The organism is Streptomyces sp. NPDC033270 (assembly GCF_055576575.1).
Map to the genome: position 1 here is coordinate 571731 of NZ_JBVIRA010000002.1, position 20337 is coordinate 592067.

18 protein-coding genes are annotated in these 20337 nt (G+C 70.9%); 8 read left to right on the forward strand and 10 right to left on the reverse strand.

Going from position 1 to position 20337, the window contains the following annotated elements; genetic code table 11:
• The first annotated feature begins 26 nt into the window (after window positions 1-26).
• From rlmN to ACZ5XZ_RS06090, 4 genes are all read left to right on the forward strand, one after another.
• Window positions 27-1133 (forward strand): dual-specificity RNA methyltransferase RlmN, encoded by a 1107-nt coding sequence (gene rlmN / locus ACZ5XZ_RS06075; RefSeq protein ID WP_468974872.1) that lies wholly within the window; start codon window positions 27-29, stop codon window positions 1131-1133.
• A 259-nt stretch (window positions 1134-1392) separates the two neighbouring features.
• A complete protein-coding gene (locus ACZ5XZ_RS06080; RefSeq protein WP_468974873.1) occupies window positions 1393-2463 on the forward strand; it encodes a thiamine ABC transporter substrate-binding protein in 1071 nt (356 codons plus the stop codon).
• Window positions 2439-4166: an ABC transporter permease gene (locus tag ACZ5XZ_RS06085; protein ID WP_468974913.1), complete on the forward strand. Its 1728-nt coding sequence runs from the start codon at window positions 2439-2441 to the stop codon at window positions 4164-4166. The genes ACZ5XZ_RS06080 and ACZ5XZ_RS06085 overlap by 25 nt, the downstream gene beginning before the upstream one ends.
• A complete protein-coding gene (locus tag ACZ5XZ_RS06090) occupies window positions 4167-5228 on the forward strand; it encodes an ABC transporter ATP-binding protein (RefSeq protein WP_468974874.1) in 1062 nt (353 codons plus the stop codon). It abuts the gene before it with no gap.
• Between the two features lie 42 nt (window positions 5229-5270).
• Here ACZ5XZ_RS06090 and ACZ5XZ_RS06095 read toward each other — a convergent pair whose 3' ends face one another.
• The 3 genes from ACZ5XZ_RS06095 to ACZ5XZ_RS06105 form a co-directional block, all read right to left on the reverse strand.
• On the reverse strand, window positions 5271-6278 hold the full coding sequence (locus tag ACZ5XZ_RS06095) for a DMT family protein (protein ID WP_468974875.1): 1008 nt from the start codon (window positions 6276-6278) through the stop codon (window positions 5271-5273).
• A gap of 166 nt (window positions 6279-6444) precedes the next feature.
• Complete coding sequence (locus ACZ5XZ_RS06100; protein ID WP_468974876.1) at window positions 6445-7599, reverse strand: LOG family protein; 1155 nt, start codon at window positions 7597-7599, stop codon at window positions 6445-6447.
• A 1-nt stretch (window position 7600) separates the two neighbouring features.
• Complete coding sequence (locus tag ACZ5XZ_RS06105; protein WP_468974914.1) at window positions 7601-8008, reverse strand: MarR family winged helix-turn-helix transcriptional regulator; 408 nt, start codon at window positions 8006-8008, stop codon at window positions 7601-7603.
• Between the two features lie 108 nt (window positions 8009-8116).
• On the opposite strand from ACZ5XZ_RS06105, the gene ACZ5XZ_RS06110 reads away from it, so the two are divergent.
• The gene (locus ACZ5XZ_RS06110; RefSeq protein ID WP_468974877.1) at window positions 8117-8602 is read left to right on the forward strand and encodes a RidA family protein; all 486 of its coding nucleotides are present in this window, start codon (window positions 8117-8119) and stop codon (window positions 8600-8602) included.
• Between the two features lie 61 nt (window positions 8603-8663).
• On the opposite strand, the gene ACZ5XZ_RS06115 is transcribed toward ACZ5XZ_RS06110, so the two are convergent.
• From ACZ5XZ_RS06115 to ACZ5XZ_RS06135, 5 genes are all read right to left on the reverse strand, one after another.
• The gene (locus ACZ5XZ_RS06115; protein ID WP_468974878.1) at window positions 8664-9485 is read right to left on the reverse strand and encodes an SDR family NAD(P)-dependent oxidoreductase; all 822 of its coding nucleotides are present in this window, start codon (window positions 9483-9485) and stop codon (window positions 8664-8666) included.
• Window positions 9486-9599: 114 nt separating this feature from the next.
• Window positions 9600-10772: a hypothetical protein gene (locus ACZ5XZ_RS06120; RefSeq protein WP_468974879.1), complete on the reverse strand. Its 1173-nt coding sequence runs from the start codon at window positions 10770-10772 to the stop codon at window positions 9600-9602.
• Window positions 10754-11494 carry an ABC transporter ATP-binding protein gene (locus ACZ5XZ_RS06125; RefSeq protein ID WP_468974880.1) on the reverse strand — a complete coding sequence of 247 codons (741 nt, stop codon included), beginning with the start codon at window positions 11492-11494 and terminating at the stop codon, window positions 10754-10756. Before ACZ5XZ_RS06125 ends, ACZ5XZ_RS06120 begins: the two co-directional genes overlap by 19 nt.
• Window positions 11495-11709: 215 nt before the next feature.
• Window positions 11710-13071 (reverse strand): aspartate aminotransferase family protein, encoded by a 1362-nt coding sequence (locus ACZ5XZ_RS06130; protein WP_468974881.1) that lies wholly within the window; start codon window positions 13069-13071, stop codon window positions 11710-11712.
• A gap of 2 nt (window positions 13072-13073) precedes the next feature.
• Window positions 13074-13547, reverse strand: coding sequence for an Lrp/AsnC family transcriptional regulator (locus ACZ5XZ_RS06135; RefSeq protein WP_018087114.1), 474 nt, complete (start codon window positions 13545-13547; stop codon window positions 13074-13076).
• A 178-nt stretch (window positions 13548-13725) separates the two neighbouring features.
• On the opposite strand from ACZ5XZ_RS06135, the gene ACZ5XZ_RS06140 reads away from it, so the two are divergent.
• Together ACZ5XZ_RS06140 and ACZ5XZ_RS06145 are read left to right on the forward strand one after the other, a co-directional pair.
• Window positions 13726-15180, forward strand: coding sequence for a gamma-aminobutyraldehyde dehydrogenase (locus tag ACZ5XZ_RS06140; RefSeq protein ID WP_468974882.1), 1455 nt, complete (start codon window positions 13726-13728; stop codon window positions 15178-15180).
• A 170-nt stretch (window positions 15181-15350) separates the two neighbouring features.
• Window positions 15351-16532, forward strand: coding sequence for an ABC transporter substrate-binding protein (locus ACZ5XZ_RS06145; protein WP_468974883.1), 1182 nt, complete (start codon window positions 15351-15353; stop codon window positions 16530-16532).
• Window positions 16533-16775: 243 nt separating this feature from the next.
• Here the strand turns inward: ACZ5XZ_RS06145 and ACZ5XZ_RS06150 are convergent, their stop codons facing one another.
• Both ACZ5XZ_RS06150 and ACZ5XZ_RS06155 read right to left on the reverse strand, forming a co-directional pair.
• Entirely contained in the window at window positions 16776-17795 is a 1020-nt protein-coding gene (locus tag ACZ5XZ_RS06150; protein WP_468974884.1) for an adenosine deaminase, read from the reverse strand.
• A gap of 163 nt (window positions 17796-17958) precedes the next feature.
• Window positions 17959-18582, reverse strand: coding sequence for an NADAR family protein (locus tag ACZ5XZ_RS06155; protein ID WP_468974885.1), 624 nt, complete (start codon window positions 18580-18582; stop codon window positions 17959-17961).
• A 201-nt stretch (window positions 18583-18783) separates the two neighbouring features.
• Between ACZ5XZ_RS06155 and ACZ5XZ_RS06160 the strand changes: the two genes are divergently transcribed.
• Window positions 18784-20313 carry a gamma-aminobutyraldehyde dehydrogenase gene (locus ACZ5XZ_RS06160; RefSeq protein ID WP_468974886.1) on the forward strand — a complete coding sequence of 510 codons (1530 nt, stop codon included), beginning with the start codon at window positions 18784-18786 and terminating at the stop codon, window positions 20311-20313.
• The last annotated feature ends 24 nt before the right edge of the window (window positions 20314-20337 follow it).

The following is a 20337-nucleotide window of genomic DNA, read 5'->3' on the forward strand; positions in this document are numbered from 1 at the left end:
GGACGATCTGCGACACTGGACGCACCATGCCTGCACCCGGAGAACTCACTTTCGTCGCGCCGCGCGGGGCCAAGAAGCCCCCTCGGCACCTTGCCGATCTCAGCCCCGTCGAGCGCCGTGAAGCGGTGGCCGCGATCGGCGAGAAGCCGTTCCGCGCCAAGCAGCTGTCGCAGCACTACTTCGCCCGTTACGCGCACGACCCGGCGCAGTGGACCGACATCCCGGCGGCGGCGCGCGAGAAGCTGGCGAGCGAGCTGCTGCCGGACCTGATGAACGTCGTACGGCACATCTCGTGCGACAACGACACCACCCGCAAGACCCTGTGGAAGCTGCACGACGGCACGCTCGTCGAGTCGGTGCTGATGCGCTACCCGGACCGGGTCACCATGTGCATCTCCTCGCAGGCCGGCTGCGGAATGAACTGCCCGTTCTGCGCCACGGGCCAGGCGGGGCTGGACCGCAACCTGTCCACCGCCGAGATCGTGCACCAGATCGTGGACGGGATGCGCGCGCTGCGCGACGGCGAGGTGCCGGGCGGGCCGGCGCGGCTGTCCAACATCGTCTTCATGGGGATGGGCGAACCGCTCGCCAACTACAACCGGGTGGTCGGCGCCATCCGGCGGCTGACCGACCCCGAGCCGGACGGCCTGGGCCTGTCCCAGCGCGGGATCACGGTCTCCACGGTCGGCCTGGTCCCGGCGATGCTGCGGTTCGCCGACGAGGGCTTCAAGTGCCGGCTCGCGGTGTCGCTGCACGCGCCGGACGACGAGCTGCGCGACACGCTCGTCCCCGTCAACACGCGCTGGAAGGTGCGTGAGGTGCTGGACGCGGCCTGGGAGTACGCGGAGAAGTCCGGACGGCGCATCTCGATCGAGTACGCCCTGATCCGGGACATCAACGACCAGGCATGGCGCGGTGACCTGCTGGGACGGCTGCTCAAGGGCAAGCGGGTCCATGTGAACCTGATTCCGCTGAACCCGACACCCGGCTCGAAGTGGACCGCCTCGCGCCCCGAGGACGAGCGGGCGTTCGTCCAGGCCATCGCGGCGCACGGCGTGCCGGTGACCGTCCGCGACACCCGCGGTCAGGAGATCGACGGGGCCTGCGGGCAGCTCGCCGCCTCGGAACGCTGAGCACCCGCTGGTACGGTGTCGTCGAACAAATGCACATTCCGACAGGGGAGCGCCACAGCGCTGAGAGTGCGGAAGCGTCGTAGTCCTACGGCGCCCGCAGACCCTTGAACCTCGCCCGGGTCATTCCGGGTAGGAAGTTCGGTCGTCACTCATGCTGTTGCGCCCTGCCCGGATGTCTTCTCGCGCACGTCTTCGGACGCCGCGAGCCGCGGACACCGGGCGGGGCCGCGTCTCTTCCTGGCCAGCCAGGAGGAAATCAGTGAGAACCACCAGCAGGATCACCGCGACAGCGCTCGCCGCCGCGCTCGGCATGACCGCGCTCGCCGCGTGCGGCACCTCGGGCGGCGACGCGGACGCCAAGACCGTCACGCTCGTCAGTCACGACTCGTTCCCCAAGCCGCTGCTCAAGGCCTTCGAGAAGGAGAGCGGCTACAAGGTCACGCTCCTCAAGAGCGGGGACGCCGGCAAGGCCGTCAACCAGGCGATCCTCTCCAAGGGCAACCCCCAGGGCGATGTGTTCTTCGGCATCGACAACACCCTGCTCTCCCGCGGCCTGAACGAGGACCTCTTCAGCCCGTACCAGGCCAAGGGGCTGGACAGCGTCCCGGCCGCGCTGCAGCTCGACAAGGGCAAGCACCGCGTCACCCCGCTCGACTACGGCGACATCTGCGTCAACTACGACCGGGCCTACTTCGACCGGCACAAGATCGCGCCGCCGAAGACCTTCGACGATCTGATCAAGCCCCGGTACAAGGGGCTGCTCGTCACGGAGAACGCCGCGACCTCCTCCCCGGGGCTCGCCTTCCAGCTCGCCACCGTCGCCACCTACGGCGATGGGGGAGGCTGGCAGGACTACTGGAAGAAGCTCAAGGCCAACGGCGTCGAGGTCGTCGACGGCTGGGAGCAGGCCTACAACGAGCGCTTCTCGGGCTCCGGGGCGGGCAAGGGCAAGGGCGACAAGCCGCTGGTGGTCTCCTACGCCTCCAGCCCGCCCGTCGAGGTGCTCGGCAAGAAGCCGGCGCCCAAGCAGGCACCGACGGGCGTCGCCACCGGCACCTGCTTCCGCCAGATCGAGTTCGGCGGCCTCCTCAAGGGCGCGAAGAACGAGAAGGGCGGCAAGGCGCTGCTGGACTTCCTGCTGAGCAAGAAGTTCCAGCAGGACGTGCCGCTGCAGATGTTCGTCAACCCGGCGCGCAAGGACGCCAAGCTGCCGGAGCTGTTCACCACGTACGGCGCGAAGATCGACAAGCCGGCGACGCTGGCCCCGAAGGACATCGCCGAGAACCGCGAACAGTGGATCAAGCAGTGGTCCTCGCTCGTTCTGAAGTAGCCGGCGCCCGCAGCCGACGGCCCGCCCGGGGAACGGCGGTGCGGCTCGGCCTGATGGCCGTGCCGCTCGCCTTCTTCGCGCTGTTCTTCGCCTACCCGGTCGCGGCGATCGTCGGACGCGGACTCAAAGACGGCGGGCAGTGGCAACTGAGCCGGTTCGGCGCCGTGCTGAGCGACCCGGATGTCGTGCACGTGCTGTGGTTCACCCTCTGGCAGGCGGCCGCCTCGACCGGGCTGACGCTGCTGATCGCGCTGCCCGGCGCCTATGTCTTCGCGCGCTTCGACTTCCCCGGCAAACAGCTGCTGCGGGCGGTGGTGGCGGTGCCGTTCGTGCTGCCGACCGTTGTCGTCGGCTCGGCCTTCCTGGCGCTGGTCGGACGCGGCGGGCTGCTGGACGACCTGTGGGGGCTGCGCCTGGACACCTCGGTCTGGGCGATTCTGCTGGCGCATGTCTTCTTCAACTACGCCGTGGTCGTACGGACCGTCGGCGGCCTGTGGGGGCAGCTCGACCCGCGCCAGGAAGAGGCGGCGCGGGTGCTGGGAGCCGGACGGTTCGCGGCCTGGCGGCGGGTGACGTTGCCCGCGCTGGGGCCGGCCGTCGCGGCCGCCGCCCTGATGGTCTTCCTCTTCACCTTCACCTCCTTCGGGGTGGTGCAGATTCTCGGCGGCCCCACCTTCTCGACCCTGGAAGTGGAGATCTACCGGCAGACCGCGGACTTCCTGGACCTGCCGACGGCCGCCGTCCTCACCATGATCCAGTTCGCGGCGGTGCTCGGCGTGCTGGCGCTGCACGCCTGGACCGTGCGCCGCAGGGAGTCCGCCCTCCGGCTCGTCGCCGCCTCGCAGACCGCGCACCGGCCGCGCGGCCGCGGCCAGTGGGCGCTGCTGTGGGCGACGCTCCTGATCATCGCCGTCCTGCTGATCACCCCGCTGGTCGTCCTCGTGGAGCGGTCCTTCGCCGGGCCGGACGGCCACGGAGCGGTCTTCTACGAGTCGCTGCGCTCCGCCGGGGACGGTGACGGCACCTTCGTCGTCGCCCCCCTGGAGGCCCTGTGGAACTCCCTCGCCTACGGGGCGGCCGCCACCGTCATCGCCCTGGTGGTGGGCGGGCTGGCGGCCGCCGCTCTGACCCTCCCCGGATTGAACCGGGGCCCGTCCGGGCGGATCCCCATGGCCGGCAGGCTCGTCCGCGGATTCGACGCCCTGCTGATGCTGCCCCTCGGCGTCTCCGCGGTCACCGTCGGCTTCGGATTCCTGATCACCCTCGACACACCACCACTGGACCTGCGCGCCTCGTGGTGGCTGGTCCCGCTCGCCCAGGCACTGGTGGGGGTGCCGTTCGTGGTCCGCACCATGCTGCCCGTCCTGCGGGCCGTCGACGGGCGGCTGCGGGAGGCGGCGGCCGTGCTCGGAGCCTCGCCGTGGCGGGTGTGGCGCGAGGTCGATCTGCCGATGGTGCGGCGGGCACTGCTGATCGCCGCGGGCTTCGCCTTCGCCGTGTCCCTCGGTGAGTTCGGCGCGACGGTCTTCATCGCACGGCCCGACCAGCCGACGCTCCCGGTGGCCGTGGCACGGCTGCTGGGGCGCGCGGGAGAGCTCAACTACGGGCAGGCGATGGCCCTGTCGACCATCTTGATGGTGGTGTGCGCCGGCGCCCTGCTGGTCCTGGAGCGCGCGCGAACCGACCACTCCGGGGAGTTCTAGATGACGGCACGCAACGAGAGCACGGCACGCGAGCTGCTGCGGCTGGACGGCGTGACCGTCCGCTTCGGCACATCCGGGCACGCCGCACTGGACGCGGTGGACCTGGAGGTCGCCGCGCACGAGATCGTCTGCGTACTGGGGCCGAGCGGCAGCGGCAAGTCCACCCTGCTGCGGGTGGTCGCCGGCCTCCAACAGGCCGATGCGGGAAAGGTGTTGCTGGAGGGGGGAGGCCAGTCGGGAGTGCCCACACACCGGCGCGGGGTCGGGCTGATGTTCCAGGACCACCAGCTCTTCCCGCAGCGCGATGTCGCCGGCAACGTCTCCTTCGGGCTGCGGATGCGGCGCGCCTCGCGCGCCGACCAGAACCGCACGGTCGCCGAACTGCTGGACCTCGTCGGGCTGCCGGGCGCCCAACGGCGCGCCGTGGCCTCCCTGTCCGGCGGCGAACAGCAGCGGGTGGCCCTGGCCCGTGCGCTCGCCCCGCGCCCCCGGCTGCTGATGCTGGACGAGCCGCTCGGCCAACTCGACCGCGGACTGCGGGAACGGCTCGTCGTCGAACTCCGCCGCCTCTTCCGCGACCTGGGCACCACGGTGCTGGCCGTCACCCACGACCAGCAGGAGGCCTTCGCGCTCGCCGACCGGGTCGTGGTGATGCAGGACGGCCGGATCGCGCAGACCGGGACGCCGCTGGAGGTCTGGCGGCGGCCGGCCACGGAGTTCGTCGCCCGCTTCCTCGGCTTCGACAACGTGGTCGAGGCGACGGTGCAGGGCGAGTCCGCCGGCACGCCCTGGGGCAAGGTACCGGTCCCGGAGGGCACCCGGAACGGGCCGTGCCGGCTGCTCGTACGCCCCGCCGGGGTGCGGCTGACCCCCGCCGCCGAGGGCCTGCCCGCCACCGTCGCGGCCCGGACGTTCCGCGGCACCCATGTCACCCTGCTGCTCCAGCCGTCCGGCGGACCACAGCTGGAGGCGGCCTGTGCGCTGCGGGACGCACCCGCCGTGGGCGAGCGGGTGGGCATCGCCTTCGCCGCACAGGACGTCGTGGTGCTGGACACCCCCTAGGGGTGCCCGCAAAGTCCCGCCTGACCCGGCGCGTAGCCGGCGTCAGCGCTCGGGCGCGGACGTCACAGGGCGCGCGGCCCGTTCCTCGTGCGCGCTCCCACCCGCCGGCGCCGCGCCGCCTGCGGCCTGGGCCGGCGCCTCCGCGCCTGTAGGGGCGGCTGCCGCCGGTGGTAGGTCTTCCCCCTCCGGCTCGCCGAACCAGGCGACCGCCACGGCGCCCGCCACGGCGACCACGAAGCCCAGGACGGCGACCCAGGCGAAGCCCGGACGCGAGGAGTCGCCGAGCCACAGCACCCCCAGGATGCCGGGGACCACGGTCTCGCCCACCACCAGCGCGGCCGTGGCGCCGTTCACCGAACCGATCTGCAGGGCGATGGTGTGCAAGTACATCCCGCCGATGCCCGCGACGAGAATCGCGTACAGGGCCGGGTCGCCGAGCAGCGAGGGCAGATGGAACGGGTCCACGCCGTTCAGCACCCGTACGCCGACGCCGAGCGCGCCGAAGCCCAGGCCGGAGAGCAGACCGGCGAGGATCGCGGCCCGCGCGCCCAGCAGGCGCACGATCAGGGTGCCGCCGCCGATCAGTACGAGGGACGCCACCAGCAGCCACCAGTGGGTCGCGATCGGCGTATGGCCGCTGCCCTCCGGGCCCGCGGCCGTGGCGAGCAGCACCAGCGCCGAACAGACCACCGCGATCGAGCCCCACTCGGCCCGACTGAGCCGGATGCCGAGGAGCTTGATGCTCAGTACGGCGGTGATCACCAGGTTGGCGCTGATCACGGTCTGGGACAGGAACAGCGGCAGCAGCCGGGCCGCCAGCGCGCCGAGCCCGAAGCCGATGAAGTCCAGCACCGTGCCCACCATGAACTCCCAGGTCACGGCAGCTTTCGCGGTGGAGGAGAGACTGGGGCCGCCGTGCTGGGTGACGCCGGTGGCGGAGGACTCGGCCGCCTCCCGACGGGCGGACTTGCGCGACCCCACCGCCTGTAGGACGGAACCCGTGCCGTAGCAGGCCGACGCCGCTACGGCCGTCAGAAGGCCGATGATCACCAGGAGCTCCGTTCACACGCACTTGGCATTACCTGTTCATTACCTGGCCTGGCAGACGCTCATTTCGGGACGGGAGTTGCCTCAGCCGGGCAAACAGAATCGCGCGGCCGGCCGGCGGCGAGCGGGGACCGAGCGGCGACGGCGCCGGGAGCGGGGCCCGGCCGGGTCAGGAAGCCGCCCCCGCCCCGAGGCGGGCGAGCGCCCGGGGAACCTCGTCGACCGAGTCCACCAGGGCGATGCGGGCCGCCATCGGGCGATCGGCCGCCAGCGCCTGGAGCAGCGGCCAGGTGGGCAGCCGCTCGGTCCAGTGCGCACGGTCGACCAGCACCATCGGGGTCGGCTCACCCCGCGACTGGTAGTAGTTCGGGGTCGCGTTGTCGAAGATCTCCTGTACGGTCCCGGCCGCGCCCGGCAGGAAGACGACGCCCGCGTTGCAGCGCGCCAGCAGGCCGTCCTCGCGGACCGCGTTGACGAAGTACTTGGCGACATGGGTGGCGAAGGCGTTGGGCGGCTCGTGCCCGTAGAACCAGGTGGGTATGCCGACCGAGGCGCCGCCGCCGGGATGGCCCCGGCGCACGTCGAAGGCGGCCCGGGCCCAGTCGGTGACCGAGGGGGCGAAGTGCGGCGCCTTGGTGAGGAGTTCCAGCGCCGCGTCGAGCATGTCGTCCTCCCACGGCGCGGCGTACGCCCCGAGGTTCGCCGCCTCCATCGCACCGGGGCCGCCGCCCGTGGCCACGGTCAGGCCGTCGCGGGCGAGCCGGCGCCCGAGCCGGGCCGCGCCCGCATAGGCGGCGGAGCCGCGCTCCAGGGCGTGCCCGCCCATGACACCCACCACCCGGGCGCCGGCGAGGTGCTCGTCCAGGGCGTCGGAGACGGCGTCGTCGTGGATGCTGCGCAGCATCGAGGCGAAGATGTCGCCGTCCGACCTGGTCTCCTGGTACCAGTGGTACGTGCGGGCGTCCGGGGTGGAGTCGTAGCCGGCGTCGACCAGCCCGACGAAGAGCTCGTCCGGCCCGTAGAGGGCGCCGCGGTACGGATCGAACGGCAGGCCGGGTATGGGCGGGAAGACCAGTGCGCCCCCGGCACGCACCTTCGTGGCGGCGTCCGGTTCCATGACGCAGCCGAGGAACACCGACTCCGTGGTGTCCGCGGCGAGCAGCGCGAACGTACGGTCCGTCAGGTCGACGGACTGGATGCGGTATCCGGCGAGGCTGCCCGAGGCGGCGACCCGGTCGAACTCCTCGAGGGACTCGATTTCCCGGTCGTGGTCGTCGTGACGGCGGGGCGCTGGGAGCGGTGGATTCGGCTGCACGCACGCCATGTTAGGACCGCAGGGACTCCACGAGGGGCCCGAGGTGCCCGTCCGAGGCCGCCGCGTCCAGCGCTTCGCGCAGCGCGCCGTCGTAGGTGGGGCGCGCCTTGCGCTGGACGTTCCGGCCCTCGTCGGTGATCACGCTGTAGACGCCGCGCCGGTCGTCGGGGCACAGGTCGCGGCGGGTCAGGCCGGAGGACTCCAGACGGGAGGCCAGCCGGCTCACGGAGCTCTGATTGAGGCCGATGAGGTCGGCGAGTTCCTGCATGCGCAGCTCGCCGTCGTCGGCCTCGGCCAGCCGCGTCAGCGCGCGGTACTCGGAGAGTCCGATGCGGTGGTGCTGCTGCAGGGCTCGTGCCAGCTCCTGCTCGACGCGCGTGTGCAGTGCTCCGAGCCGGTCCCAGTGCTCCGCGTCCATCGCCATGCGCTCGCTTCCGCCGCTTCCCGCCGCTGTTTTCCGATGGGTCTTGACAGCAGCGTACATGCGCCTGAAACTTATGTATGTGCATGCAAGGAATGTATGTGCATGGACCTGGAACAGGTGCAGGAAAATCGAGGGGGAGGGATGACGGTGGTGACGGTGGCGCAGGATTCCGAGGGCGTTGACGAAGCGGCCGAGGCGGCGCGAGAGATCGAGCGGATCGCGACCACACCGGACTGGTACGAGCCCTACAGGATCTCCCAGGCCGTCAAGGCGGGCGGACTGATCCATGTCTCGGGGCAGGCGGGAATCGACGAACGGGGACGGACCGTCTCGGACGACTTCCTGACCCAAGGACGGCAGGCGTTCGCGAACGTCGAGCGGGTCCTGGCCGCGGCCGGCGCCTCGCTGGCCGACGTGGTGAAGGTGGGCATCTTCGTGACGGACATGGCCGCCGACCTCGACCATGTCATCACGCTGCGAGGGGAGTTCCTCTCCGAGCCCTACCCCGCGGACACCCTGCTGGAGGTGTCGTCACTGGCCCAGCCGGACTGGCGGATAGAGGTGGAGGTCACGGCGCTCGCCCGCTGAGCGGGGCGGGGTCCGGCGGCCCGGGTCCCCGGCACCCGCTCACCCGTCGTCCGGCGCCGGCTCACGCTGCTCGCCCGATGAGGGCGTCGGTCAGCCGCATCAGGCGTTCCCGGGCCTCGACGTCGTAGGCCTGGTCGTGTGCCCGGGTGTCGGTGAACTGGTCGAAGTAACGGCCTGTGGTGGATGCCAGAGCGGGATCGGTGAGCAGCCGGAGGGTCGGCCGCACCCCCTCGTCGACGGTGGTCACCGGAGTGAGGCCGTACTCGCGCACCCCGTCGGTGTCCATCAGATGGGCCGGATGCAGGGTGTTGACCGTGACGCCGGTGCCCTCCAGCTCGGCTGCCAGATGGAACGTCGCCATGATCAGCGCCAGCTTGCTCCGGCAGTAGGCCCGCAGGCCCTCGTAGTCCCGTTCCAGCATCACGTTGTCGAAGTCGACGGCCTCCTGCCCTATCGAGGCGACATTGACCACGCGGGACGGGGCGGAGGAGACGAGCAGGGGCAGCAGATCGCGGGTCAGGGCGTAGGGCGCGAGGTGATTCACGGCGAAGCGCAGCTCGTGGCCCTGCCGGCTCAGCTCACGCCGGAGCGGATCGGCGCCGCCACCCGCGACGGCGTTGTTGATCAGCCCGTCAAGCCGGGGTTCCGCCGCGCGGATCCGGGCGGCCATCGCATGGACCTGGTCAAGGTCGGCCAGATCGGCGAGGTAGGTGCGGACGGTGGTGCCGGGGGCGGCGGCCCGTACCTCGGCCGCCACGGTGTCCAGCCGCGCGCGGTCCCGGCCATGCAGCAGAAGGGTGCCGCCCTGGGGGGCGAGGGCGAGTGCCAGGCCGCGACCCAGGCCCTGGGTGGCCCCCGTGATCAAGGTAGTGCGCTGATTCATGGGAAGCAGCCTGGCAGTTGGGCACAACGGCACGGGAGAGTGTGCTGAACCTGGTGTCGCCACCACCAGGCGACGGGCCGCAGCCGCGCACCTCCCCGGGCACGCCCTGGATCCTCACCGCACCAACGGCAGCGTCACCATCTCCGCCACGGTCCAGGTCAGCGGGGCAAGAACGATCACCAGGGCCAGCAGGCGCAGGGCCGCGGCGCGGTAGAGGACGGAGGCGGAGGCCCCCAGGCGACGGAGGGCGGCGGTGGTACGGGCACGGGCGGAGCGGGACTCGAAGGCGGCGGTGAGGGCGCTGGCGGTGACACAGGCCAGCACGACCGCCGCCCCGATGGCGGTGAGCGGGCCGAAAGGACGGGAGGGAGCGGACTCGTAGACCCTGATGGCGGCATAGACGGCGGAGGCCACCGCGCACAGCACGCCGAGCGGACGGCCCAGGCGGTGCGACTCCTCCTGGAGCACGCGTCCGGACAGCAGGCGCAGCGCGCCGGGGCGGCCGGCGCACAGCAGACGGCCGCACAGATGCACCAGACCGGGGCCGGCCAGGACGAGACCGAAGGCGGACAGGGCCCAGCCGGCCAGAGCGCCCGGAGGACTGCCGACCAGCCGGCCGGGCAGGGGCAGCAGCCCGCCGTGGCCTTGGGAGCCGGGGCTGGTGTAGGCCTCGATGGCCAGGCCCGCCGCGGCCAGGGCGATGCCCCACGGGAGCCCGGACGGCGGGGCGGTCCGGTGGCGGGCCTCGAAGTCGGGGGCGCCGGTCTCGTCACGGGGGCGCAGGACGACGGCGGTCGCGACGGCGGCGGTCAGCGGTACGAGAGCCAGCAGCATCAGGGCGCCGGCGAGCGGCAGCCGGTGGCCCGAGCCGAGCAGGTCGGAGTCGATGCCCAAGGCCGAGGCGGCGCCCGGGCCGCCGAGGTCGCCACGCAGGCGGAGGAAGGCGAACAGCGCGAGGAGGACGCCGAGGAAGCAGGTCAGTGCGGTGGAGGCGGTGGCGAGGAGCGTCAGACGCAGGGGGCCCATCCCGGCGGCGGTCATCCCGCCCTGGAGTCGGGCGGCGGGGTCGGTGCGGGCGGTGGAGACCGCGAACTGGGCGGTGGCGGCGAGCGGGGCCCCGCACCACAGCAGGCGTACCAGCGATTCGTCGGCGGTGGACGGGTGGCCGGCGGCGTAGCCGACGGTGGACAGCAGCAGAAAGCCGGTGCCGGCCGCCGCGGCAGCGACGAAGAGGCGACGCAGCAGAACGAGGGGGTGCGAGCCGCGGGTCAGACGGAGAGCGAGCACGCTGCCCTGCTTTCCTCATCGGAGGAGCCGGTGGTGGCGGGTGCCTCTGCCGAGTGGTGGCCGTCGAGGAGCGCGAGGGAGCGGTCGGCGAGCGTGGCGACACCGGAGTCGTGGGTCGCCAGGACCACGGTGATCTGGTGTGAGCGGGCCGCGGTGGTCAGGGTGCGCAGCACCTGAGTGCCGTCGGCGTGGTGCAACGGCGCGGTGGGCTCGTCGGCGAAGAGCACCTGGGGGGTGGTGGCCAGCGCGCGGGCGATCGCGACGCGCTGGCGCTGGGACTGGTCGAGCTGCGCGGGGCGGCGGCGGGCGCACATGCCGACGTCGAGACGGTCCAGCCATTCGAGGGCGGTGTGCTTGGCCGAGCGGCTGCCGCTGCCCCGCAGCAGCAGGGGGAGGGCGGCGTTCTCCCAGGCGGTGAGTTCGGGGACGAGGTGCGGTTCGGTGTCGATCCAGCCGAACCGGTCCAGGCGCAGCCGTTCGCGGCTGGGAGAGGAGAGGGTGTGCACAGGGGCGCTGTTGAACCACACCTCGCCCTCGGACGGGACGAGTTGACCGGAGAGGCATTTCAACAGGGTGGTCTTGCCGCTGCCGCGCGGGCCGGTGACGGCGAGGATCTCGCCCTCGCGGACGCCGAGGGAGACCCCTGCGAGGGCGGTGGTGCCGCCGTACGTGTGGTGCAGGCCGCGTGCCCAGAGAACGTCGTTGTCAGGCGGGGCCACCATCTGCGCACCTCTTGCTTGTTCGCGTCGACTCGTTCCCCCAACTGGGTGAACGACCATGGAGGGTATCGGTCACTAGCACGGTAAGGACTGGTGCCCCCCGGTATTCGTCGCTTGACAGCACAACGGCCCAGATTCACTCGTATGGCTTGAAGTGAGTGAATCTGGACCGCTGGGTGTTCAGTTGTGTATCAGCGCATCTGGAGGAGGCGCGCCGGTCAGAGCTTGGCCCAGGCCTCGGTGAGGACCGTGCGCAGAATCTGCTCGATCTCGTCGAAGACCGGCTGGTCGGCGATCAGCGGCGGGGCGAGCTGGATGACCGGGTCGCCACGGTCGTCGGCGCGGCAGTAGAGGCCGTTGTCGTACAGCGCCTTGGACAGGAAGCCGTACAGGACGCGCTCGGTCTCCTCGTCGTTGAAGGACTCCTTGGTGGCCTTGTCCTTGACGAGCTCGATGCCGTAGAAGAAGCCGTTGCCGCGGACGTCGCCGACGATCGGCAGGTCGTGCAGCTTCTGCAGCGTGCTCAGGAAGTTGCCCTCGTTGTCGAGGACGTGCTGGTTGAGGCCCTCACGCTCGAAGATGTCGAGGTTGGCGACACCGACGGCCGCGGAGACCGGGTGGCCGCCGAAGGTGTAGCCGTGCAGGAAGGTGTTGTCGCCCTTGTAGAACGGCTCGGCCAGGCGGTCGGAGATGATGCAGGCGCCGATCGGGGAGTAGCCCGAGGTCATGCCCTTGGCGCAGGTGATCATGTCCGGGATGTAGCCGAACTTGTCGCAGGCGAACGTCGTGCCCAGGCGGCCGAAGGCGCAGATGACCTCGTCGGAGACGAGCAGCACGTCGTACTGGTCACAGATCTCGCGGACCCGCTGGAAGTAGCCGGGCGGCGGCGGGAAGCAGCCACCGGCGTTCTGCACCGGCTCCAGGAAGACCGCGGCGACGGTCTCGGGGCCCTCGAAGAGGATCTGCTGCTCGATCTGGTCGGCGGCCCACCGGCCGAAGGCCTCGGGGTCGTCGCCGTGGATCGGGGCGCGGTAGATGTTGGTGTTCGGCACCTTGTGCGCGCCGGGGACCAGCGGCTCGAAGGGGGCCTTCAGGCCGGGCAGGCCGGTGATGGACAGGGCGCCCTGCGGGGTGCCGTGGTAGGCCACCGCGCGGGATATCACCTTGTGCTTCATCGGCTTGCCGACGAGCTTGAAGTACTGCTTGGCCAGCTTCCAGGCGGTCTCCACGGCCTCACCACCACCGGTGGTGAAGAAGACCTTGTTGAGGTCGCCGGGGGCCTCGTTGGCCAGGCGCTCGGCGAGCTCCACGGCCTTGGGGTGGGCGTAGGACCACACGGGGAAGAAGGCCAGCTCCTGCGCCTGCTTGTAGGCGGTCTCGGCGAGCTCGACCCGGCCGTGGCCGGCGTTGACCACAAAGAGGCCGGCGAGGCCGTCGATGTAGCGCTTGCCCTTGTCGTCGTAGATGTTGGTGCCCTCACCGCGGACGATGGTGGGCACGGGGGCATTCTCGTACGACGACATGCGGGTGAAGTGCATCCACAGGTGGTCGTAGGCCGTCTTGGAGAGGTCGCCGCTCATTGCTATCTCGTTCCCCAGGTGTAGGTCTGCTTCCGGAGCTTGAGGTAAACGAAGCTCTCGGTGGATCGGACGCCGGGAAGCGTGCGGATCCGCTTGTTGATCATTTCCAGCAGGTGGTCGTCGTCCTCGCAGACGATCTCGATGATGAGATCGAAGGAGCCTGCCGTCATGACGACGTACTCGACTTCTTCCATGGTCGTCAGGGCGTCGGCCACGGGGTCGAGGTCACCCTCGACGTTGATGCCGACCATTGCCTGCCGACGGAAACCGACCGTGAGGGGGTCGGTGACCGCGACGATCTGCATCACGCCTTGGTCGAGCAGTTTCTGTACGCGCTGGCGCACAGCCGCCTCGGACAGGCCGACGGCCTTGCCGATTGCGGCATACGGACGGCGCCCGTCCTCCTGGAGCTGCTCGATGATCGCCAGGGAGACGGAGTCGATCGACGGGGTGCCGTTTCTGTCACGAGTGGCCACGTCCTTCACTGTGCACGAGCCTCGTCGGTCTTGCAACCCCAAAGCGATGAAATTAGTCGTGTCGCGATCGAAATTTCACTGATTCCGTTGTTCCGGGGTGGCGGGTGTGTTGAAAGCGTGGGTTTCATGGCTAGGGTGGACCCAAACCACCGGACATCTGAACTGAAGGGGGCGCACAGTGACCACCGCACTGCGTCGTCTGCGCAACTACATCGACGGGGAGTTCCGGGACGCCGCCGACGGGCGGACCACGGAGGTGGTCAATCCCGCCACGGGTGAGGCGTACGCCACCGCCCCGCTCTCGGCCGCCGCCGACGTGGACGCGGCCATGGCCGCCGCCGAGGCCGCCTTCCCCGCCTGGCGCGACCTGATCCCGGCCGAGCGCCAGAAGGTCCTGCTCAAGGTCGCCGACCGCTTCGAGGAGCGGGCGGAGGAGCTGATCGCTGCCGAGTCCGAGAACTGCGGCAAGCCGATCGCCCTCGTACGCTCCGAGGAGATCCCCCCGATGGTGGACCAGATCCGCTTCTTCGCGGGTGCCGCCCGGATGCTGGAGGGCCGCTCGGCCGGCGAGTACATGGACGGCTTCACCTCCATCATCCGCCGCGAGCCGGTCGGCGTCTGCGCCCAGGTCGCGCCGTGGAACTACCCGATGATGATGGCCGTCTGGAAGTTCGCCCCGGCGCTTGCCGCGGGCAACACCGTCGTCATCAAGCCGTCCGACACCACCCCCGCCTCGACGGTCCTGATCGCCGACATCATCGGCAGCGTGCTGGACGAGCTGGGCCACCCGCGGGGCGTGTTTAACGTCATCTGCGGTGACCGCGAGACCGGCCGCCTGATGGTCGAGCACGCCGTCCCGGCGATGGCCTCCATCACCGGCTCCGTGCGCGCCGGTATGCAGGTCGCCGAGTCCGCCTCCAAGGACCTCAAGCGGGTCCACCTGGAGCTGGGCGGCAAGGCGCCGGTCGTCGTCTTCGAGGACACCGACATCGCCAAGGCCGTCGAGGACATCTCGGTGGCCGGCTACTTCAACGCCGGCCAGGACTGTACGGCCGCGACCCGCGTGCTCGTCCAGGAGTCCATCCACGACGAGTTCGTCGCGGCGCTGGCCAAGGCCGCGTCGGAGACCAAGACCGGCGCGGTCGACGACGAGGACGTGCTGTACGGCCCGCTGAACAACGCCAACCAGCTCAAGCAGGTCAAGGGCTTCATCGAGCGGCTGCCCGCGCACGCCAAGATCGAGGCGGGCGGCGAGCAGGTCGGCGAGAAGGGCTACTTCTTCGCCCCGACCGTCGTCTCGGGCCTCAAGCAGGACGACGAGATCGTCCAGCACGAGGTGTTCGGCCCGGTCATCACCGTCCAGTCCTTCAGCGACGAGAAGCAGGCGGTGGAGTGGGCCAACGGCGTCGAGTACGCGCTCGCGTCCTCGGTGTGGACCAAGGACCACGCCCGCGCCATGCGGATGTCCAAGAGCCTCGACTTCGGCTGCGTGTGGATCAACACCCACATCCCGCTGGTCGCCGAGATGCCGCACGGCGGATTCAAGAAGTCCGGCTACGGCAAGGACCTCTCGGCCTACGGCTTCGACGACTACACCCGCATCAAGCACGTGATGACCTCGCTGGACGGCTGAGCCGCAGCACCGACCGGTTGACCGGCCGGCCCGCGTGGCCGACCGGCCGACCCGGGGGATCCCCACCGTCGAGCGACACGGAACGCTCGACACACCGTCGCGGGCGGAGGCCCGGCAGTTGACGCTCTGTCTCTTGCCGCCTCCGCCCGCGGCACGTGAGAGTGCTCGCCATGGCTGATCTTTCGCGGCGGGGGCTGCTCCGGGGCATGGGCGCAATGGGTGTGACGGGGGCGCTGGCCGCCATGACCGGATGCGGGGTGCCGCCCGCCTACGTCGAGGCGGCCGACCGCGCGGGCCCGGACCGCTCGCCGGGCGACCGCCGGATCGTCTTCGCCAACTGGCCGCTGTACATCGACGTCGACGACCACGACGAACAGCGCCGGCCCACCCTCGACGCGTTCGAGCGGCGCACCGGGATCTCCGTCGCGTACAGCGAGGAGATCAACGACAACGACGAGTTCTTCGGCAAGATCAGCCCGGCGCTGATGAACCACCAGCGCACCGGCCGCGACCTGATCGTCATCAGCGACTGGATGTGCGCCCGCTTCGTCCGCCTGGGCTGGGTCCAGGAGATGGACCGCACCGCCCAGCCGAACGTCGCCCGATACCTCGATCCGCTGCTGCGCACCCCGCACTTCGACCCGGGCCGTACGCACTCCGTGCCCTGGCAGTCCGGGATCACCGGCATCGCCTACAACCGCAGGAAGCTCGGCCGCGAGATCCGGCACACCGCCGACCTGTGGAAGGGCGACCTGCGCGGCCGCGTCACCCTGCTCTCCGGACTCGACGAGGCGTTCGCCCTGCTGATGCAGGGCAACGGCGTCGACATCACCCGCTGGACCGGCGACGACTTCCACCGCATGGCCGACCAGCTCCGCGGCCTCGTCCGCAAGGGCCACATCAGGCGCTTCACCGGCAATGACTACATCAAGGACCTGGACTCCGGGGACGTGCTCGCCGCACAGGCCTACTCCGGCGATGTGATCCAGCTTCAGGCGGACAACCCCGACATCGAGTTCGTGGTGCCGGAGGAGGGGGCCGAGCTCTGGGCGGAGAGCCTGATGATCCCCAACCTCGCGGACCACAAGCGCAACGCCGAGCGGCTGATCGACCACTACTACCGGCCGGAGGTCGCCGCCGACCTCGCCGCCTGGGTCAACTACGTCTGCCCCGTCCCGGCCGCGCGCGACGTGCTGGCCTCCTCCAAGGACAAGGACCGCGCCGAGCTGGCCGAGGACTCGCTGATCTTCCCCGACGACGCGATGCGCAAGCGACTGGCCATCGCCCGTGACATCACCTCCAAGGAGCGGACGGAGTTCGCCAAGGAGTGGAACGGGATCGTGGGGCTGTGAGCGTGCCGGCCGGGCGGTACCGGTCTGGCCGCCCTGGCCAACTGCCGTGCTGTGCCCTCGGCCTGCGCTGCGGTGCCCTCTGCCGTCTGGTGGCCTGCGCCGTGTGGTGGCCGCTGTCGTGCCGTGCAGTGGTCTACGTCGTGCGGTGGCCGCTGCCGGGGCGCCTCCTTCCCTTGTATTCCGGCAACGATTACGGAGAGTGATCAGTTCCCTGGTGTTGCGTGATGGTCGGTGCCAGGAGGTTCAGTGCCAGGAGGTCGTGTACGCGTCGATCTCGGACGACAGTCGGGCCTTGGCGGGGGCGTCCATGAAGGAGGCCTCGACGGCGTTCTTGGCCAGGGCGGCCAGGCCGGTGGTGTCCAGCCCCAGGAGGCGGGCGGCGACGCCGTATTCGGTGTTGAGGTCGGTGCCGAACATCGGGGGGTCGTCGCTGTTGATCGTGACCAGGACGCCGGCGTCGACCATCTCCTTGAGGGGGTGCTCCTCCAGGGTGCGCACCGCGCGGGTGGCGATGTTGGAGGTGGGGCAGACCTCCAGCGGGATGCGGTGCTCGGCGAGGTGGGCCAGCAGCTCGGGGTCCTGGGTGGCGCTGGTGCCGTGGCCGATGCGCTCGGCGCGCAGGTCGCGCAGCGCGTCCCAGATCGTGCCGGGGCCCGTGGTCTCACCGGCGTGCGGTACGGAGTGCAGCCCGGCGGCGATCGCGCGGTCGAAGTACGGCTTGAACTGCGGGCGGGGAACGCCGATCTCGGGGCCGCCGAGCCCGAAGGACACCAGACCCTCGGGCCGCAGGTCGCAGGCGATGCGGGCGGTCTCCTCGGCGGCCTCCAGGCCCGCCTCGCCGGGGATGTCGAAGCACCAGCGCAGCACCACGCCCAGCTCGGACTCCGCTGCCTTGCGGGCGTCCTCGATGGCCTCGACGAACGCGGCGTCGGGGATGCCGCGGCGGGTGGAGCTGAAGGGCGTGACGGTCAGCTCGGCGTAGCGGATCTGCTGCCGCGCCATGTCCCGGGCGACCTCGTACGTCAGCAGGCGGACGTCCTCGGCGTCGCGGATCAGGTCCACGACGGAGAGGTAGACCTCGACGAAGTGCGCGAAGTCGCGGAAGGTGAAGTAGTCGGCCAGCGCCTCGGGGTCGGTGGGGACGGCGGAGTCGGGGTGCCGGGCGGCCAGGGTGGAGACGATGCGCGGTGAGGCCGATCCGACGTGGTGGACGTGCAGCTCCGCCTTGGGCAGGCCCGCGATGAAGGCATCGAGATCGGACAACGGTTCCTCCTGGTCGGTGGGTGTTCAGGGGTGTGCGGAACGGCCTGTCATGCTATGCGCGTCCAGGTCGGCCGGGGGCCGTGGGGCGGGAATCGGCCGGCGTGCGGCCCTCTGCCCACATGCCGGGGGTCGCCGGCCCCCGCGCCCCCGTCGGCCGAGCGTCCTACCGCTGCCGGCCGTCCGCCTCCCGCAGCCGCTGGCGGGCCTCCATCAGCGCGAAGCCCAGCAGATTCAGCCCCCGCCAGCGCGCCGGGTCCATGGCCCGCTCGTCGTCGGCGGCCAGGCCGATGCCCCATATCCGGTCCAGCGGGCTGGCCTCGACCAGCACCCGGGAGTTCGTGCCCAGCAGGAACTCCCGCAGGTCGGCGTCCTGCCCGAACTTGTGCAGGCTGCCCTCGACGACCAGGTCGTAGCGGTGCCGCTGCCAGGTCTCCTCGTCGAAGCCGCGGACCTTGCGCCCGTAGGACTTGGCCTGCTTGGGGTGGCCCGCCGCTGTCGCGCCGCGCTCCGCGTCCGCGTCGCCGAACAGCCGGGCCTTTCCGGCCATCATCCAGTGTTCGGCGGTGGCATAGCGGACACCGTCGACCGTGAAGGGGGAGGGCCACCACTGGCTGAAGCAGCTCGCCCCGAGGCTGCCGTCGCGCCGCGGGCTGTGGCCCCAGAAATGGACGTATTTCCTGCGCTTCCCGGCGGCGGTCTCCCGGCGCAGCTCCTCGACCGAGCGCGGCCCGTCCGCGGCTCGCCCGGCCATGATCCCCTCGCCGGCCCCCGTGTTGTCGTGCATCATGCCGGGATTCTGTCAGCGGGCACTGACAACGTGTCGGGGCGGGTACGGCGAAAATCGCAGAATCCGTCGCGTAACCAAAAGGCAACAACGGAATCACTTGTTGAGGGTGCTTTCCTCTGTCAAGATCGGCCATCAATTCCGGAAGCAGCTACGCCAGGCAGTGCCGCTGAGCGGCCCCGGCGCCCGGCGGAGGAGAGCACCATGGACCACCGATTCGACGTCACCGAGCGGTTCGCCGAGGGCGCGCAATTCATCGCGGGCAGCCTCCGCGCCGGCAGCTCCGGCCGTATCCAGGACGTCGTGGACCCGGCGACCGGCGAGACGGTGTACTCCTACGAACTCGCAGGTACCGCGGATGTGGACGCCGCCGTGGCGGCCGCGGAGCGGGCCTTCGCCGAGTGGGGCGGGGCCACCCCCGGTGAGCGCTCCGACACCCTGCACCGCTTCGCCGCGGCGCTCGCCGAGGACGCCGCCGACCTCGCCTTCGCCGAATCGCTGAACTGCGGAAAGCCGATCAAGCTCAGCAACGAGTTCGATGTGCCGGGCTCGATCGACAACGCGGCGTTCTTCGCCGGCGCCGCCCGCCACCTGGAGGGCAAGGCGGCCGGCGAATACAGCGCCGACCACACCTCCGTCATCCGCCGCGAGCCCATCGGTGTCGTCGGCTCCATCGCGCCGTGGAACTACCCGCTGCAGATGGCCGCCTGGAAGGTGCTGCCGGCTATCGCCGCGGGCAACACCATCGTCCTCAAGCCCGCCGAGATCACCCCGCTGACCTCGCTGCTGTTCGCGCAGGCCGCGCAGCGCGCGGGGCTGCCGGACGGCGTGCTCAACATCGTCTCCGGGGCGGGCCGGGACGCCGGCGAGCGCCTGGTGGGCCACCGCTCCGTCGCGATGACCTCCTTCACCGGCTCCACCGCCGTCGGCAAGCGGGTCGCGGAGATCGCCACCGGCACCGTCAAGCGCCTGCATCTGGAGCTCGGCGGCAAGGCCCCCTTCGTCGTGTTCGACGACGCCGACCTGGAGGCCGCCGTCCACGGCGCGGTCGCCGGCGCGCTGATCAACACCGGCCAGGACTGCACCGCCGCCACCCGCGCCTACGTCCAGCGCCCGCTCTACGACGCGTTCGTCCAAGGCGTCGCCGACCTGATGGCCACCGTACGGCTCGGCGACCCCTTCGACCCGTCCACCGACCTGGGCCCGCTGATCTCGCACGCCCAGCGCGACCGGGTGGCCGGTTTCGTCGACCGGGCGCGCGGCTACGCCACCGTCGTCACCGGCGGCGAGGTACCCGCGTTCGGCGACGACAGCAGGCTGGCCAAGGGCGCCTACTACCGGCCCACACTGATCGCCGGGGCCGCGCAGGACAGCGAGATCGTGCAGGCCGAGATCTTCGGCCCGGTGCTGGTCGTGCTGCCCTTCGACAGCGACGACGAGGGCATCGCGCTGGCCAACGACACCCCCTACGGGCTGGCCGCCTCCGCCTGGAGCCGGGACGTCTACCGCACCGGCCGCGCCACCCGCGAGATCAACGCGGGCTGCGTCTGGGTCAACGACCACATCCCGATCATCAGCGAGATGCCGCACGGCGGCGCCAAGGCGTCCGGCTTCGGCAAGGACATGTCGGCCTACTCCTTCGAGGAGTACACGCAGGTCAAGCACGTGATGTACGACAACACCGCGGTCGCCAGGAAGGACTGGCACCGGACGATCTTCGGGGACCGTCCCTGAGGGACCCCGGCCCCACCGAGCCCC